Raw genomic sequence first — 15,422 nt, forward strand, 5'->3', positions numbered from 1 at the left:
CAGAAGACGGTCTAAAGGGACAGGACAACATGAGTCACGAGGGCAGCTTCCTCTTCATCATCGCGCTGCTGCCATTTCTGGGTGCCTTGGTGCCGGGATTGATGATCCGGGCCGGGCGCACCGCCTGCGCGTCTTTCACGGCGGTGCCCACGGCGCTGGCCTTCATCATGCTGCTGATCCTGTCTCCCGCGGTGCTGCGCGGGGAGGTGATCACCGCCGAGATCGGCTGGCTGCCGCAGCTGGGGCTGTCGGCGTCGTTCTTCCTCGACGGTCTGGGGCTGCTCTTTGCGCTGATGATCACGGGCGTCGGGCTGCTGATCATCCTCTATGCGCGGTTCTACCTGTCGGGCGACGATCCGATGGGGCAGTTCTATACCTACCTGTTGCTGTTCCAGGGCGCGATGCTGGGGATCGTGCTGTCGGACAACATATTGCTGTTGCTGATTTTCTGGGAGCTGACCTCGCTCAGCTCCTTCCTGCTGATCGGGTATTGGAAGCATCTGCCCGAGGGGCGTCAGGGCGCGCGGATGGCGCTGGCCGTGACCGGGGCAGGGGGCCTGGCGATGATCGGGGGGATGCTGATCCTCGGGAACATCGTGGGCAGCTATAACCTGACCGATATCCTGCAGGCGGGCGAGCAGATCCGGGCGTCCGAGTGGTACCTGCCCGCGCTGATCCTGATCCTGCTCGGCGCCTTCACCAAATCGGCGCAATTCCCGTTCCATTTCTGGTTGCCGCACGCCATGGCCGCGCCCACGCCGGTCTCGGCCTATCTGCACTCGGCGACCATGGTGAAGGCGGGCGTGTTCCTGATGGCACGCATGTGGCCGGTGCTGGCGGGAACCGATGCGTGGTTCTACATCGTGGCGACCACGGGTCTGGTGACCATGGTGATGGGCGCGGGCATCGCGCTGTTCAAGGATGACCTCAAGGCGCTGCTGGCGTTTTCCACGGTCAGCCACCTGGGCCTTCTGACCATGCTGCTGGGCTTCGGCACGCAGGCAGCGGCGGTGGCGGCGGTGTTTCACATCATCAACCACCTGACCTTCAAGGCCGCGCTCTTCATGACCGCGGGGATCGTGGATCACGAAACGCACACGCGGGATATCAAGCGGCTCGGGGGCTTGCGGCACCTGATGCCGATCACCTTCGCGATCGGGACGGTGGCGGCCCTGTCCATGGCGGGCATACCGCTCTTCAACGGGTTCCTGTCGAAAGAGATGATGCTGGAGGAGGCGTCGCATACGGGCTGGCTCGGCAATCCCTGGGTGGTGCCGGTGGTGGCGACCTTCGGCGCGCTCTTGTCGGTGGCCTATTCGTTCCGGTTCATTGGTCATGTGTTTCTCGGGCCGGTGCGGGATGACTACCCCGCCAAGCCCCATGATCCGCCCTTCGGGATGTGGGCCTCGCCTGCGTTGCTGGTGGTGCTGGTCCTGGTGATCGGGATGGCGCCGTTTGTGGCCGAGGGGATCGTGACGGCGGCGTCCAGTGCCGTGACCGGCGCGGATCTGCACCCGCATCTGAAGATCTGGCACGGGTTCACGCCCGCCTTGTGGATGTCGGTGGTGGCGACCCTGGGCGGTCTGATGCTGCTGGCGCTGCATGGCAAGCTCGATCCGATCTGGCAGGCGGCGCGCCGCCCGGAGGCCAAGGCGATCTTCGACGGGTTGGTGGCGGGGCTCGTGGCGCTGACGCGCGGGATCACCGAGCGCACCCACACGGGCAAGATCAGTGCCTATCTCGCGCTCTTCACGGTGTCTTCCGTGGCGCTCGGCTGGATCGCCTATGCGGGCAGCGGGCTGTCGCTGCCCACGCGTGAGTTGTTGCCGGTGCCGCCGGTGATCGCGGTGGGCTGGCTGATGCTGGTGGTGGCGACCGCGTCGGTCGTGGTCATGCATCATCAAAGGTTCCAGGCGCTGATCCTGATCGGGATCATCGGTTTGTCGATCTCGGCGGGCTTTGTCTACCTGTCGGCGCCGGACCTCGCCCTGACCCAGGTGTCGGTCGAGACCGTGACCATCATGCTGCTGCTGCTGGCGCTGCATTTCCTGCCCAAGACCACGCCGAAGGAAAGCAGCCTCGGCCGCAAGATCCGCGACGGGGCGATTGCCGTGACCGCCGGCGGCGGGGTGGGGGCGCTGGCCTTTGCGTTCCTGCTGCGCGACGTGGAGACGATTTCCGGCTTCCACCTGGAGAACAGCTACGAGGGCGGGGGCGGCACCAATGTTGTCAACGTGATCCTCGTGGATTTCCGGGGCTACGATACCTATGGCGAGATCATCGTGCTGGGGATCGCGGGGCTCGTGATCTATGCGCTGATGCAGGCGCTGCTGGACGGGCCCGCGGCGCGGCGGCTGCGGAGCGGCGATTTCTCCAACGACCGCTCGCGCGACCGGCATCCGATGATGATGGTGGTGGTCACCCGGGTCCTGATGCCCATCGCGGTGGTCGTGGGGCTCTATATCTTCCTGCGCGGCCATAATGAGCCGGGCGGCGGCTTCGTCGCGGGGCTGGTGATCGCCATCGCGCTTCTGATGCAATACATGGCCTCGGGCTTTGCCTGGACGCAGGAGCGCAAGCGGATCGAGTACCACACCATGATCGGGCTCGGGGTGATCATCGCCGGGTTGACCGGGGCAGGCGCGTGGCTGCTAGGCCGGCCCTTCCTGACCAGCGCCTATACATATATAAACCTGCCCCCCATCGAGGAGTTCGAGCTGGCCACCGCCATGCTGTTCGACCTGGGCGTGTTCCTGACCGTCCTCGGCGCGGTGATGCTGATGCTCTACAGTCTGAGCCGGATCGCGCGGTTCGCGGGCGAGACGGTGAACACCGGGCCGATGGATTACGACCCCGCGGTGAAGGGGAGTGTGGGCACGCCGCCGCGCCCGGCGGAGCCGCCCACCCCCGTGCGCCCCGGACCGGAAGGAGCCCGCTGAGATGGAGATCCTGGTTGCCAGCACCGTTGCCGTTCTGACCGCGGGGGGGGTGTACCTGCTGCTGCGGCTGCGGACCTTCCCGATCATCCTGGGCCTCGCCCTGCTGTCCTACGCGGTGAACGTGTTCCTGTTCGCCAGCGGGCGGTTGGCCATCGACCAGTCGCCGATCCTGTCGAAATACGGCGATGCGAGCTATTCCGACCCGCTGCCCCAGGCGCTGGTGCTGACGGCGATCGTGATTTCCTTCGGGATGACGGCGGTTCTGGTGATGATCGGGCTCGGCGCCTACCTGGAATCCGAGACCGACCGGATCGACATCGAGGATGAGGATACCCGCGAGGAGGGCCAGCCATGATGCACTGGATCATCCTGCCCGTGGTGCTGCCGGCGATGCTGGCCCCGATCATCGCCTTCGTGATGCGCCACGATATCACCCTGGCGCGCACGGCCTCGGTGGCGGGGACCGTGGTGCTGGTTGGGATCGCGCTGGTTTTGACCGGCATGGCGGCGGACGGGACCACCCATGTCTACCGGCTGGGCGACTGGCCCGCGCCCTTCGGCATCGTGCTGGTGCTCGACCGGCTGTCGGCGCTGATGGTGCTCTTGACCTCGGTGCTGGCGCTGATGGTCCTGCTCCATGCCATCGCCACGGGCTGGGACGCGCGCGGGCGGCATTTCCACGCCCTGTTCCAGTTCCAGCTGATGGGGATCAGCGGCGCGTTCCTGACCGGCGACGTGTTCAACCTCTTCGTGTTCTTCGAGGTGCTGCTGATCGCGTCCTACGGGTTGATGATCCATTCGGGCGGCAAGGCGCGGATGCGCGCGGGGCTGCAATACGTGGTGATGAACCTGGCGGGCTCGACCCTGTTTCTGTTCGCGCTGGGGACGCTCTATGCCACCACCGGAACGCTGAACATCGCCGATCTCGCCTTGCGCATCCCGCAGATCCCGGCGGAGGAGGCGGCGCTGGTGCGGGTCGCGGCGATCCTTCTGATGATCGTCTTCGCGGTGAAGGCGGCGCTGTTCCCGGTGCAGTTCTGGCTGCCCGCGACCTATGCCAATGCGCCCGCCCCGGTCGCCGCCCTCTTCGCGATCATGACCAAGGTCGGCGCCTATGCGATCCTGCGGGTGCATACCACGGCCTTCGGACCCGGCAGCCCGGGGACGGCGGATCTGGCGGCCACATGGCTCTTCCCGGCGGCGATCGTGACCATCGCGGTGGGGGCGATCGGCGTGCTGGGGGCGCGGCGGCTGATGCCGCTGATCGCCTTCTCGGTGGTGGGGTCCATGGGCACGCTGCTGGTGGCGGTGGCGGTGTTTTCGACCACGGCGACCTCGGCGGCGCTCTATTACATGGTGCATTCGACCTTCGCGGCGGCCTGCCTGTTTCTGATCGCGGACCTGGTGGTGACCCGGCGGGAGGCCGACAGCCTGACGCCCGCGCCCGCCACGGTGCAGAACGGGCTGTTTGCGGCGCTGTTCTTCGGGGCGGCGATTGCCATGGCGGGAATGCCGCCCCTGAGCGGCTTCCTCGGTAAGCTGCTGGTGCTTGATGCGCTGCGCGATCCCGGCGTGATCGGCTGGGCCTGGACCGCGATCCTGGCGGGCTCGCTCCTGACAATTGTCGGGTTTGCCCGGGCGGGCAGCGCGCTGTTCTGGAAATCCACCGCCCTGCCGGCACCGGATGGGGCCGCCCCCGCCACCCGCGCCACCCCGATGGAGATCGCGCCGACCCTCGCGATGCTGCTGACCCTTGGCGCGCTGGCGGTGTTCGCGGGCCCGGTTTCGGCCTATCTTCAGGACACGACCACGCAATTGTTCGACCGGGCGGGTTACATATCGGCGGTGCTCGGCACCGGGGAGGAGGGCTGATCCCATGCTGGCACGACTGATCCCCCATCCGTTCCTGAGCCTGACCCTGGTGCTGGTCTGGCTGGCCCTGGTGAACAAGTTCACACTGGGCAACCTGATCCTCGGCAGCGCCTTCGGGCTGGTGATCCCGATGCTGACCGCGGCCTATTGGCCGAACCGGCCCAGGATCGGGCGGCCCCTGAAGATCGCGGAATACGTGCTGATCGTGCTGTGGGATATCGTGGTGGCCAATGTGCAGGTGGCCATGATCATCCTGTTCAAGCCCGAAAAGAACATCCAGTCTCACTGGATCCCGGTACCGGTGGAGCTGACCTCCGCCGAGGCGATCACGGTGCTGGCGGGCACGATCACCATGACGCCCGGCACGGTGTCGGCCACGCTGGCCGCCGATGGCAGCTGCATCCTCGTGCATTGCCTGCATACCGACGACCCGGACGCCGTGCGCGACGAGATCAAGACCCGCTATGAACGACGCCTGAAGGAGATTTTCGCATGATCGAATACGCTCTGCTCTTCGCCGCGGCCTGTTACGGCGCGGCGCTTCTGCTGGATTTGTGGCGCATCGCCGTGGGTCCGGATTCCGCCGACCGCATCCTTGCCCTCGACACGATGGTGATCAACGTGATCGCGCTCCTGGTGCTCTATGGCATCTGGCGCGGCACGGCGATCTATTTCGAGGCCGCCATGCTGGTCGCCATGGTCGGGTTCGTGGCCACCGTCGCCTATTGCCGCTTCGTGTTGCGCGGCGACATCATCGAGTGAGGATGCCATGCCCTTTTTCGCAGAGCTTCTGATCGCCATCGCCCTCGTCGTCAGCGGGATTTTCGGCTTCGTCGGCTCCTACGGGCTGATCAAGCTGAAGGACTCGGTGCAACGTCTCCATGCCCCGACCAAGGCGACGACCCTGGGCGTGGGCGGGGTGCTGATCGCCTCGATGATCTATTTCTACGCCAAGACCGGCTATATCTCGGTCCATGAGCTGCTGATCTCGGTCTTCTTGTTCCTGACCGCGCCGATCACGGCGAATTTCATCGCCAAGGCCTACATGGCGCGGAACATTGGCGAAAAGGACCTGCCCCAGAGCAGCGGCGCCTATGGCTGGTCGATCTATGACGACGCGCCGGAGAGCACACCGGGAGAAGGCCGCCCGGCGGAGTGAGATCGGCGGGCCCGTCCATCATGTAAGACATGTTATGTAAAGTTAGGGCCGTTTCGGCGCGGGCAGGATGGTGCCGGTACACGTCCCGAACCCGATCCGGTAGCCATCGCCCCGGGCTTCCCCCTTCAGCGTGACGGTGTCCCCATCGGCCAGAAAGCGGCGCGTCGCCCCGCCCGCCAGCGCGACCGGATCGCGCCCGCCCCAGGTGATCTCTAGCAGAGAGCCGAACATGCCCTTCTCCGGCCCCGAGATCGTGCCCGAGCCCAGCAGATCGCCCGTCCGCATCGCGCAGCCCGACGTGCTGTGGTGGGCCAGAAGCTGCGCGGCGGAATAGTAGAGCGCGTTGGAATTGGTCCGGCAGACCTCGGTCGGGGCACCGCCCGGGGGCGCGAGGGTCACCGCCAGGTCGATATCGTGGAACATCGGCCCGGTGTCGCGCAGATGGGGCAGCAGCGGCACCTCCCGCACCGGCGGGCCGCAGCGGAACGGCGCGAGAGCGGCCCGGGGGACCACCCACGGGCTGATCGTGGTGGCGAACGCCTTGCCCTGAAACGGGCCGAGGGGGACGTATTCCCAGGCCTGGATATCCCGCGCGGACCAGTCGTTCAGCAGCACGTAGCCGAAGATCATCTCGTCGGCCTCATCCACCGTGACCGGGACGCCCATCTGCGACGGGGTGCCGACCACCGCGCCCAGCTCCAGCTCAAAATCGAGCCTTTCGCAGGGGCCGAAGCGCGGCATCGGGTCGGAGGGGTCCTTGATCTGGCCCGCCGGGCGGTGGATCGGCGTGCCCGAGACCACCACGGTGGAGGCCCGGCCGTTATAGCCGATGGGCATGTGCAGCCAGTTGGGCGGCAGGGCATTGGCCGGATCGCGGAAGAGAGAGCCGACATTGAACGCGTGTTGCCGCCCGGCGTAGAAGTCGGTGAACTCGGCAAGGGTGAAGGGCAGATGCAGGCGGACGCCGGCCCGGTCGTGCAGGGCGGCGCGCACCGGCGCGGTCTCCGCCCCCGCGCGGAGCAGCTCGGTCAGGGCCTCGCGCACCGCCTGCCAGGCGGGCTGGCCGCGCCCCATGAAGGTGTCGAGCGCGGGCGCGTCGAACCCGTGATCGGGCAGCAGTCCCGCGGCCTGCAATGCGGCAAGGTCCAGCACCTTGTCGCCGATGGCCACGGCGCAGCGCGGCCCATCCCCGGTCGAGAACACCCCGAAGGCCAGGTTGTTGAGCGGGAAAGCCCCCGCCGGGTCGTTTGCCCCCGGCACCCAGGAGTGGATCAGCCCGCTCACTTCTTGCCCGGGGTGCCGTCGAACTTCTTTTCGATGTCCTTCCAGCAGTCGATATAGTCGTCCTGCAGCGGCGCCTCGGTGCCGGCAAAGCGGGTCAGGTGCTGTGGAAACCGGGTCTCGAACATGAAGGACATGGTGTTGTCGAGCTTGTCGGGGCCCAGATTGGCGTTGGAGGCCTTCTCGAACGCGTCGCGGTCGGGGCCATGCGGCAGCATCATGTTGTGCAGGCTGATCCCGCCGGGCACGAAGCCCTGCGGCTTGGCATCGTACTGGCCGTAGATGTTGCCCATCAGCTCGGACATGATGTTCTTGTGATACCAGGGCGGGCGGAAGGTATCCTCGGCCACCATCCAGCGCTCGCGGAACAGCACGAAGTCGATATTGGCGGTGCCCGGCTGGCCCGAGGGCGCGGTCAGCACGGTGAAGATCGACGGGTCCGGATGGTCGAACAGGATCGCGCCCACGGGGCAGTAATTGCGCAGATCGTATTTGCAGGGCGCGTAATTGCCGTGCCAGGCCACCACGTCCAGCGGGCTCTGGCCGATCTGCGTCTCGTGGAACTGGCCGCACCATTTCACCGTCACGGTCGAGGGCACCTCGCGGTCCTCGAAGGCCGCCACGGGCGTCTTGAAATCCCGCGGATTGGCCATGCAGTTGGCCCCGATCGGCCCGCGGCCGGGCAGCTCGAACTTCTGGCCGTAGTTTTCGCACACGAAACCCCGCGCGGGACCGTCCAGCAGTTCCACCCGGTAGAGAAGGCCGCGCGGCAGGATCGCGATCTCCTTCGGTTCCAGATCGATGATCCCCAGCTCGGTGGCAAAGCGCAAACGACCTTCCTGTGGCACCACCAGCATCTCGCTGTCGGCGGAGTAGAAATAGGCGTCCTGCATGGACTCGGTCACGAGGTAAACGTGGGCGGCCATGCCAACTTGTGTGTTCACGTCCCCCGCCGTGGTCATGGTGCGCATCCCCGTCAGCCATGTGAGCGGCGCGTCCGTGTGCGGGACCGGGTCCCAGCGGTACTGGCCGAGGCTCGTGACCTCCGGATGGATGTCCGGCGCGGAGCGGAAATAGGGCAGCTCGACCCGCCGGTAGCGGTGGGAATGCTTGACCGAGGGCCGGATCCGGTAACACCAGGTCCGCTCGGGGCGCACATCGGTGAAGGCGGTGCCCGAGAGCTGCTCGCCATAAAGCCCGTAATTGCATTTCTGCGGGCTGTTCATGCCCTGCGGCAGGGCACCGGGCAGGGCCTCGGTCTCGAAATCATTGCCGAAACCGGGCATGTACCCTTCGGTCGTGCCCATGGGCGTCGCCGCCCGGGTCAGACCGCTGACTTGCGCTTGGGTGTTCATCCGTCCTCCTCCTCTCAAGCCGACAGGGGCGTTCAGGCCTCTTCGGCGGGCAGCAGCCGGTCGAGCGCCTCGTGCAACGCGTCGCGATGGCCCCCGAGCCGCGCGTCGAGATCAGCCTGGAACGCCGCCGCGATGGGGATCAGTGCATCGAGCAATTGCCGTCCCTCCTCGGTCAGGGACAGCTGAAGCAGCCGCTTGTCCTGCGTATCCACATGCTTGCGCAGATAGCCCTTCGCTTCGAGTTTCGAGGCCGCGCGGCTGACCTTGGATTTCTCCAGGTCGGCGCGTTTCTCGATATCGCGGATCGACAGGTTCTCCGCATGGCCGACATTCAGCAGCACGCGCCACTCCGGCAGAGAGATCCCGAACCGCGCCTTGTATTGCCGCGCGATCTCGGCGCTGAGCCGCCCGGCGATCACGGTCAGCCGGTAGGGCAAGTAGCGTTCCAGGTCGAAATCCGGGGCTGGGGTCTGCATCGCGGGTCCTTTGTCCGTCCAAGTATGGCGGCGATATCGTTGCAGACGCAACAACTATCTTGACACTCATTGCGATTGCAACAGACTGCCCCGGCATGCGCGCCGCATCAGACAGAGGAACATCCCATGGCAAAGGCCTTCGCATCCCAGGGCGACATGACCGAGAAGACCATCACCTTCGACGAGGTCGGCCGGGGCGTCTATGCCTTCACCGCCGAGGGCGATCCGAATTCGGGCGTGATCATCGGCGATGACAGCGTCATGATCGTAGAGGCCCAGGCCACCCCGCGCCTGGCGCAGAAGGTGATCGAGCGGGTGCGCAGCGTCACCGACAAGCCGATCAGCCACCTGGTGCTGACCCATTACCATGCGGTGCGGGTGCTCGGCGCGTCGGCCTACGGGGCGGGGCAGATCATCATGTCCGACACCGCCCGCGCCATGGTCGCCGAACGCGGGCAGGAGGATTGGGACAGCGAATTCCAGCGCTTTCCGCGCCTGTTCGAGGGGCACGAGTCGATCCCCGGCCTGACCTGGCCGACCACGACCTTTTCCGAGAGCATGACCGTCTATCTCGGCACCCGCCGGGTCGATATCCGCAAGATCGGGCGCGCCCATACCGCCGGGGACGCGGTGATCCATGTGCCCGACGAGAACGTCATGTTCACCGGCGACATCGTCGAGGACCGCTCCGCGTGTTATTGCGGCGACGGGCATTTCGGCGACTGGGGCCGGACGCTCGACGCGATCCTGGCCTGCGAAGTGGACGCGGTCGCTCCCGGGCGCGGCGGGGCGCTGATCGGCAAGGAGGCGGTGCAGCGCGCCATCGCCAGCACCCGCGACTTCGTCGACAGCACCTATCGCCCGGCGGCCCGTGTCGCGGCGCGCGGCGGCTCGCTCAAGGAGGCGTGGGACGCCGTGCGCGCCGCCTGCGACCCGAAATTCGCCGATTACGCGATCTACGAGCATTGCCTGCCCTTCAACGTGGCCCGGGCCTTCGACGAGGCCCGCGGCATCGACACGCCCCGGATCTGGACCGCCCAGCGGGATCTCGAGATGTGGGAGGCGTTGCAGGGCTGAGCCCGGCCCGCACCGTGCACGGAGGCCCCATGCTGCAAGACCGCTACGCCCTCGCCTTTCGGCTCTATCCTTACCGCAAATGCGCCGATCAGGACGCCCCCGCGCCGCGCCGCCACAAGGTCGTGGTGGTCGGCGGCGGGCCCATCGGGCTGGCCACCGCGCTCGATCTCGGGCGGCAAGGGGTGCCGGTGCTGCTGCTCGACGATCACGAGGGGATCGGCATGGGCAGCCGGGCGATCTGTTTTTCCAAGCGTACCCTGGAGATCGCCGCGCGCTATGGCTGCGCGGGCCCGATGCTCGACAAGGGGGTGGTGTGGAACGTGGGCAAGGTGTTCCAGGACGACCGGCAGGTGTTCGAGTTCAACCTGCTGCCCGAGGCCGGCCATGCCCACCCGGCCTTCATCAACCTGCCGCAACCCTGGTTCGAGAAATACCTCTTCGACCAAATCTGCACCGCGCAAGAGGCCGGCGCACCGATCGAGATCCGCGGCCGCAACCGGGTGGAGGGGATCGACACCCTTGCCGATCACGCCGCGCTGGAGGTGGCGACCCCCGACGGCCCCTACCGGATCGAGGCCGATTGGGTGATCGGCTGCGACGGGGCGGGCTCGCCGCTGCGGGCGATGCTGGGGCTCGATTTCAAGGGGCGCGTCTTCCAGGACAGCTTCCTGATCGCCGATATCCGCATGCGCTCCGACGATTTTCCGACCGAACGCTGGTTCTGGTTCGAGCCCTGGTTCAAATCCGGCGCTTCCACCCTGCTGCACCGCCAGCCTGACGATATCTGGCGGGTGGATTTCCAGATCGGCTGGGACGTGGACCGGGCCGAGGAATTGAAAGAGGCCAACATCCGCCGCAGGCTCGACGCAATGCTGGGGGCAGAGGTCGCGTACGACATCGTCTGGTCCTCGATCTACACCTTCCAGTGCCGCCGGATGGAGAAATTCCGCCACCACCGGGTGATCTTCGCCGGGGACGCGGCGCATCAGGTTTCCCCCTTCGGCGCGCGCGGGGCCAATTCGGGCATGCAGGACGTGGACAACCTGGGCTGGAAACTGGGGCTGGTGATTACGGGGCAGGCCCCCGACACCCTGCTCGACAGCTATGATCACGAGAGGATCCAGGGCGCGGACGAGAATATCCTGCATTCGACCCGGGCCACGGATTTCATCACCCCGAAATCCAAGGTCAGTCACCTCTTCCGCAACGCGGTGCTGCACCTGGCCGAGAAGCATCCCTTCGCCCGACCCCTCGTGAATTCCGGGCGGCTGTCGGTGCCGTGTGTCTATGACGGCTCGCCGCTCAACGGCCCGGACGCCCTGCCCGGCGGCCCGGCGCGCACCCGGGTGGGCAGCCCCTGCGCCGACGCCCCCCTGGGCGCGGATTTCCTGCTGCGGCAGCTGGGCGACGGCTTCGTCCTGCTGGCGATCGACCGGGCGGTGCCGGACGAGATCGCGCTGGACGGCCCACCGGTCCGCGCCTTGCGCATCTCCAAGGCGGACGATCCCAGCGGGGCGCTGGCCGCGCGCTACCTCGGGACCGCCGAAGGGGCGGTCTATCTCATCCGCCCGGATCAGCATGTGGCCGCCCGCTGGCCCGCCTTCGATGCGGGGGCCGTACAGGCCGCCCTGACCACCGCCTGCGGAAAGGACTGACCATGACCCGGCTCAACACCGACCCGAATATCGACGCCCCGGACGATTTCTACGCCGCCCTGCTCGCCGCGCACGAAGGCAAGACCGACGCGGAAAGTGCCGCCTTCAACGCCCGGCTGATCCTGGTGCTGGCCAACCATATCGGCGACCGCGAGGTGCTGGAGGCCGCCCTGGCCGCGGCGCAGTAGCCCCGCCGCCCGCCGAACATGTTACAGAATTCCAGCCACCCAGAATAATCGTAACTTTTTTCTTGAGCGACTCTGCGCGGCGGCATATACCGACCACACGGTCGATTAACCCCGGGGGGAGCGCGGTGGACGCAGTGATTTGCGATGGGGTCCGAACCCCGATCGGGCGCTATGGCGGGGCGCTGTCCTCGGTGCGGGCCGATGACCTCGCCGCCCTGCCCATCGCAGCCCTGATGGCGCGCAATCCGGGTGTGGACTGGGCCCGGGTCGACGAGGTGATCTATGGCGCCGCCAACCAGGCCGGGGAAGACAACCGCAACGTCGCGCGCATGGCCGCCCTGCTCGCCGGTCTGCCCGAGGAGGTGCCCGGCCTCACGGTGAACCGGCTCTGTGCCAGTGGCATGGACGCGGTCGGCGCTGCCGCGCGCGGGATCAAGGCCGGGGAATATGACCTGGCCATCGCCGGCGGGATCGAGAGCATGAGCCGCGCGCCCTTCGTCATGCCCAAGGCCGAGAGCGCGTTTACCCGCGCCGCCACGGTCCACGACACCACCATCGGCTGGCGCTTCGTCAACCCGAAGATTGCGGCAATGCATGGCATCGATACGATGCCGCAAACCGCCGACACCGTCGCCGCCGCCTACGAGATCAGCCGCGCCGACCAGGACGCCTTCGCCGCGCGGTCCCAGGCCCGCTGGGCCGCCGCCGACGCAGCCGGGCTCTTTGCCGACGAGATCGTGCCGGTCCCGGTGCCCCAGCGCGGGAGTGCCCCGATCCTCGTGGACCGGGACGAACACCCCCGCCCGGGCACCGATGCCGCCCGGCTGGCCGGGCTGAAGGGCATCAACGGGCCCGGTCTGTCGGTCACGGCGGGCAATGCCAGCGGCGTGAACGACGGCGCCGCGGCGCTGCTGATCGCGTCGGCCGCCGCGGCGCGGGCCCATGGGCTGACCCCGATGGCGCGGGTGGTCGGCATGGCCTCCGCCGGGGTGGCGCCGCGTGTCATGGGAATTGGCCCCGTGCCCGCCAGCCGCAAGCTGCTGGACCGCGCGGGCCTGACCCTCGACCAGATGGACGTGATCGAGCTGAACGAGGCCTTCGCGAGCCAGAGCCTCGCGACACTGCGCCAGCTTGGCCTGGCCGATGACGATGTCAGGGTGAACCCCAATGGCGGCGCCATCGCCATGGGCCATCCGCTGGGCATGTCCGGCGCGCGGCTGGTGCTGACGGCGGCGCATCAGCTCAGGCGCACGGGCGGGCGCTATGCGCTCTGCACCATGTGCGTCGGCGTGGGCCAGGGCACGGCCCTGATACTCGAACGCGTCTGACCCGGGAGGAACACGACATGTATGCACAGATGATCGCATCCGAAGCGAGCCGGGAGGACCCGGAGAAGCTGGCCGCCTTCCAGGCGCGCATCGACGCGGGCGAGAAGATCGAGCCGAAGGACTGGATGCCCGAAGGCTACCGCAAGACCCTGATCCGCCAGATCGGCCAGCACGCCCATTCCGAGATCGTCGGCCAGCTGCCCGAGGGCAACTGGATCACCCGGGCCCCCACACTGGAGCGCAAGGCGATCCTGCTGGCCAAGGTGCAGGACGAGGCGGGCCACGGGCTCTATCTCTATTGCGCGGCCGAGACCCTGGGCGTGTCGCGCGACGAACTGACCGAGATGCTGCTGGATGGCCGCATGAAATACAGCTCGATCTTCAACTACCCGACCCTGACCTGGGCCGATATGGGGGCGGTCGGCTGGCTGGTCGATGGTGCGGCGATCATGAACCAGGTGCCGTTGCAGCGGACCTCCTTCGGGCCCTATGCCCGGGCGATGATCCGGATCTGCAAGGAGGAATCGTTCCACCAGCGGCAGGGCTATGACATCATGATGAAGATGGCCCGGGGCACGCCCGCCCAGAAGGCGATGGCCCAGAACGCGCTGGACCGGTTCTGGTATCCCGCGCTGATGATGTTCGGCCCCTCGGACAAGGACAGCGTACATTCCGCCCAGTCGATGGCCTGGAAGATCAAGATCAACACCAATGACGAGCTGCGCCAGAAATTCGTCGACCAGACCGTACCGCAGGCCGAATATCTCGGGCTGACCGTGCCCGACGAGACGCTGAAATGGAACGACGACAAGGGCGGCTACGATTTCGCCGAACCGGACTGGGACGAGTTCTTCGAGGTGATCCGCGGCAACGGGCCGTGCAACACCGAACGTCTGGCGGCGCGCAACAGGGCCTGGGACGAGGGCCAATGGGTGCGCGACGGCCTTCTGGCCCATGCCGCGAAACGCAAGCACAGGAAGGTTGCCGCAGAATGAGCACACAGCCCGCCGCAGATCCCGACGCGCCCGCCCCGCGCCCCCGCCGCCCCGAATGGCCCCTCTGGGAGGTGTTCATCCGTGGTCAGCACGGGCTGAGCCACCGCCATGTCGGCAGCCTGCATGCCCCGGACGAAGAGATGGCGATCAAGCATGCCCGCGACGTCTATACCCGCCGCAACGAGGGCGTCAGCATCTGGGTGGTGGAGGCGCGCCACATCGCGGCCTCCAGCCCGTCGGAGAAAGGGCCGCTCTACGAACCCTCCGAGAGCAAGGTCTACCGGCATCCGACCTTCTTCGACATCCCCGACGACGTGGGGGCGATGTGATGGGACAGGCGGACCCGGACCCGCTCTTCGCGTTTCTGTGCCGGATGGGCGACAACACGCTGGTGCTCGGCCACCGGGTCAGCGAGTGGTGCGGCCATGCGCCGGTGCTGGAGGAGGACATCGCCCTGGCCAACACCGCGCTCGACCTGATCGGCCAGACCCAGATGTGGCTCGGCCATGCGGGCGCGGTCGAGGGCAAGGGCCGCTCGGCGGACGATCTGGCGATGCTGCGCGACGTGTGGGATTTCCGCAACCTGCTGCTGGTCGAGCAGCCCAATGGCGATTTCGGCCAGACCATGATGCGCCAGTTCCTGTTCGATGCGTGGCACCTGCAGATGTTGCGCGCCCTGACCGGGTCGTCGGAGCCGCAGGTGGCCGCGATCGCGGCCAAGTCGGTCAAGGAGGTGCAGTACCATCTCGAACGCTCCGGCGAGATGGTGATCGGGCTGGGCGACGGCACCGCCGAGAGCCATGGCCGGATGCAGGCGGCGCTCGATCTGCTGTGGCCCTATGTGGGCGAGATGTTCCAGCCCGACCCGGTGGACAGGGCGATGGCCGCCGCCGGGATCGCGCCGGACCCGTCCGGTCTGCGGGCGGGGTTCGACGCCCATGTGGACGCGGTGCTGGCCGAGGCGACCCTGTCGATCCCCGAAGGCGGCTTTGCCCAGACCGGCGGCAAGACTGGGTTCCAGCATTCCGAGCACCTGGGACACATGCTGACCCAGATGCAATGGCTGCAACGGGCCTATCCCGGGGCCCGGTGGTAGG

16 protein-coding genes are annotated in these 15,422 nt (G+C 67.2%); 13 read left to right on the forward strand and 3 right to left on the reverse strand.

Annotated elements, in window-relative coordinates:
• The first annotated feature begins 29 nt into the window (after window positions 1-29).
• Genes DSHI_RS19200 through DSHI_RS19225 form a run of 6 tightly spaced genes read left to right on the forward strand, consistent with a single transcriptional unit; the run spans window position 30 to window position 5,970 of the window.
• The gene (locus DSHI_RS19200; protein ID WP_012187198.1) at window positions 30-2,939 is read left to right on the forward strand and encodes a monovalent cation/H+ antiporter subunit A; all 2,910 of its coding nucleotides are present in this window, start codon (window positions 30-32) and stop codon (window positions 2,937-2,939) included.
• A 1-nt stretch (window position 2,940) separates the two neighbouring features.
• Window positions 2,941-3,294, forward strand: a complete 354-nt coding sequence (locus DSHI_RS19205; protein ID WP_012187199.1) for a Na+/H+ antiporter subunit C — start codon at window positions 2,941-2,943, stop codon at window positions 3,292-3,294.
• Window positions 3,291-4,811, forward strand: a complete 1,521-nt coding sequence (locus tag DSHI_RS19210) for a monovalent cation/H+ antiporter subunit D (protein ID WP_012187200.1) — start codon at window positions 3,291-3,293, stop codon at window positions 4,809-4,811. Before DSHI_RS19205 ends, DSHI_RS19210 begins: the two co-directional genes overlap by 4 nt.
• A 4-nt stretch (window positions 4,812-4,815) precedes the next feature.
• Complete coding sequence (locus tag DSHI_RS19215; RefSeq protein WP_012187201.1) at window positions 4,816-5,307, forward strand: Na+/H+ antiporter subunit E; 492 nt, start codon at window positions 4,816-4,818, stop codon at window positions 5,305-5,307.
• Window positions 5,304-5,573 (forward strand): K+/H+ antiporter subunit F, encoded by a 270-nt coding sequence (locus DSHI_RS19220; RefSeq protein ID WP_012187202.1) that lies wholly within the window; start codon window positions 5,304-5,306, stop codon window positions 5,571-5,573. Before DSHI_RS19215 ends, DSHI_RS19220 begins: the two co-directional genes overlap by 4 nt.
• 7 nt (window positions 5,574-5,580) lie before the next feature.
• Window positions 5,581-5,970 (forward strand): Na+/H+ antiporter subunit G, encoded by a 390-nt coding sequence (locus tag DSHI_RS19225; protein ID WP_012187203.1) that lies wholly within the window; start codon window positions 5,581-5,583, stop codon window positions 5,968-5,970.
• A 42-nt stretch (window positions 5,971-6,012) separates the two neighbouring features.
• On the opposite strand, the gene fahA is transcribed toward DSHI_RS19225, so the two are convergent.
• From fahA to DSHI_RS19240, 3 genes are read right to left on the reverse strand one after another with little or no spacing between them, the layout of a single operon-like run.
• On the reverse strand, window positions 6,013-7,254 hold the full coding sequence (gene fahA / locus DSHI_RS19230) for a fumarylacetoacetase (protein WP_012187204.1): 1,242 nt from the start codon (window positions 7,252-7,254) through the stop codon (window positions 6,013-6,015).
• Window positions 7,251-8,606 (reverse strand): homogentisate 1,2-dioxygenase, encoded by a 1,356-nt coding sequence (gene hmgA / locus DSHI_RS19235; protein WP_012187205.1) that lies wholly within the window; start codon window positions 8,604-8,606, stop codon window positions 7,251-7,253. The genes fahA and hmgA overlap by 4 nt, the downstream gene beginning before the upstream one ends.
• 32 nt (window positions 8,607-8,638) lie before the next feature.
• Entirely contained in the window at window positions 8,639-9,082 is a 444-nt protein-coding gene (locus DSHI_RS19240; protein WP_012187206.1) for a MarR family winged helix-turn-helix transcriptional regulator, read from the reverse strand.
• Window positions 9,083-9,208: 126 nt separating this feature from the next.
• On the opposite strand from DSHI_RS19240, the gene DSHI_RS19245 reads away from it, so the two are divergent.
• From DSHI_RS19245 to paaC, 7 genes are all read left to right on the forward strand, one after another.
• The gene (locus DSHI_RS19245) at window positions 9,209-10,159 is read left to right on the forward strand and encodes an MBL fold metallo-hydrolase (protein ID WP_012187207.1); all 951 of its coding nucleotides are present in this window, start codon (window positions 9,209-9,211) and stop codon (window positions 10,157-10,159) included.
• Between the two features lie 29 nt (window positions 10,160-10,188).
• On the forward strand, window positions 10,189-11,814 hold the full coding sequence (locus tag DSHI_RS19250; protein ID WP_012187208.1) for an FAD-dependent oxidoreductase: 1,626 nt from the start codon (window positions 10,189-10,191) through the stop codon (window positions 11,812-11,814).
• 2 nt (window positions 11,815-11,816) lie between these two features.
• Entirely contained in the window at window positions 11,817-12,002 is a 186-nt protein-coding gene (locus DSHI_RS19255) for a DUF2783 domain-containing protein (protein WP_012187209.1), read from the forward strand.
• A gap of 125 nt (window positions 12,003-12,127) precedes the next feature.
• The gene (gene pcaF / locus DSHI_RS19260; protein WP_012187210.1) at window positions 12,128-13,330 is read left to right on the forward strand and encodes a 3-oxoadipyl-CoA thiolase; all 1,203 of its coding nucleotides are present in this window, start codon (window positions 12,128-12,130) and stop codon (window positions 13,328-13,330) included.
• A gap of 17 nt (window positions 13,331-13,347) precedes the next feature.
• Window positions 13,348-14,325, forward strand: a complete 978-nt coding sequence (gene paaA / locus DSHI_RS19265) for a 1,2-phenylacetyl-CoA epoxidase subunit PaaA (RefSeq protein WP_012187211.1) — start codon at window positions 13,348-13,350, stop codon at window positions 14,323-14,325.
• The gene (paaB, locus tag DSHI_RS19270) at window positions 14,322-14,654 is read left to right on the forward strand and encodes a 1,2-phenylacetyl-CoA epoxidase subunit PaaB (protein WP_012187212.1); all 333 of its coding nucleotides are present in this window, start codon (window positions 14,322-14,324) and stop codon (window positions 14,652-14,654) included. Before paaA ends, paaB begins: the two co-directional genes overlap by 4 nt.
• Window positions 14,654-15,421, forward strand: a complete 768-nt coding sequence (gene paaC / locus DSHI_RS19275) for a 1,2-phenylacetyl-CoA epoxidase subunit PaaC (protein ID WP_012187213.1) — start codon at window positions 14,654-14,656, stop codon at window positions 15,419-15,421. Before paaB ends, paaC begins: the two co-directional genes overlap by 1 nt.
• Window position 15,422 lies beyond the last annotated feature (1 nt).

The organism is Dinoroseobacter shibae DFL 12 = DSM 16493 (assembly GCF_000018145.1).
GTDB classification, from domain to species: domain Bacteria; phylum Pseudomonadota; class Alphaproteobacteria; order Rhodobacterales; family Rhodobacteraceae; genus Dinoroseobacter; species Dinoroseobacter shibae.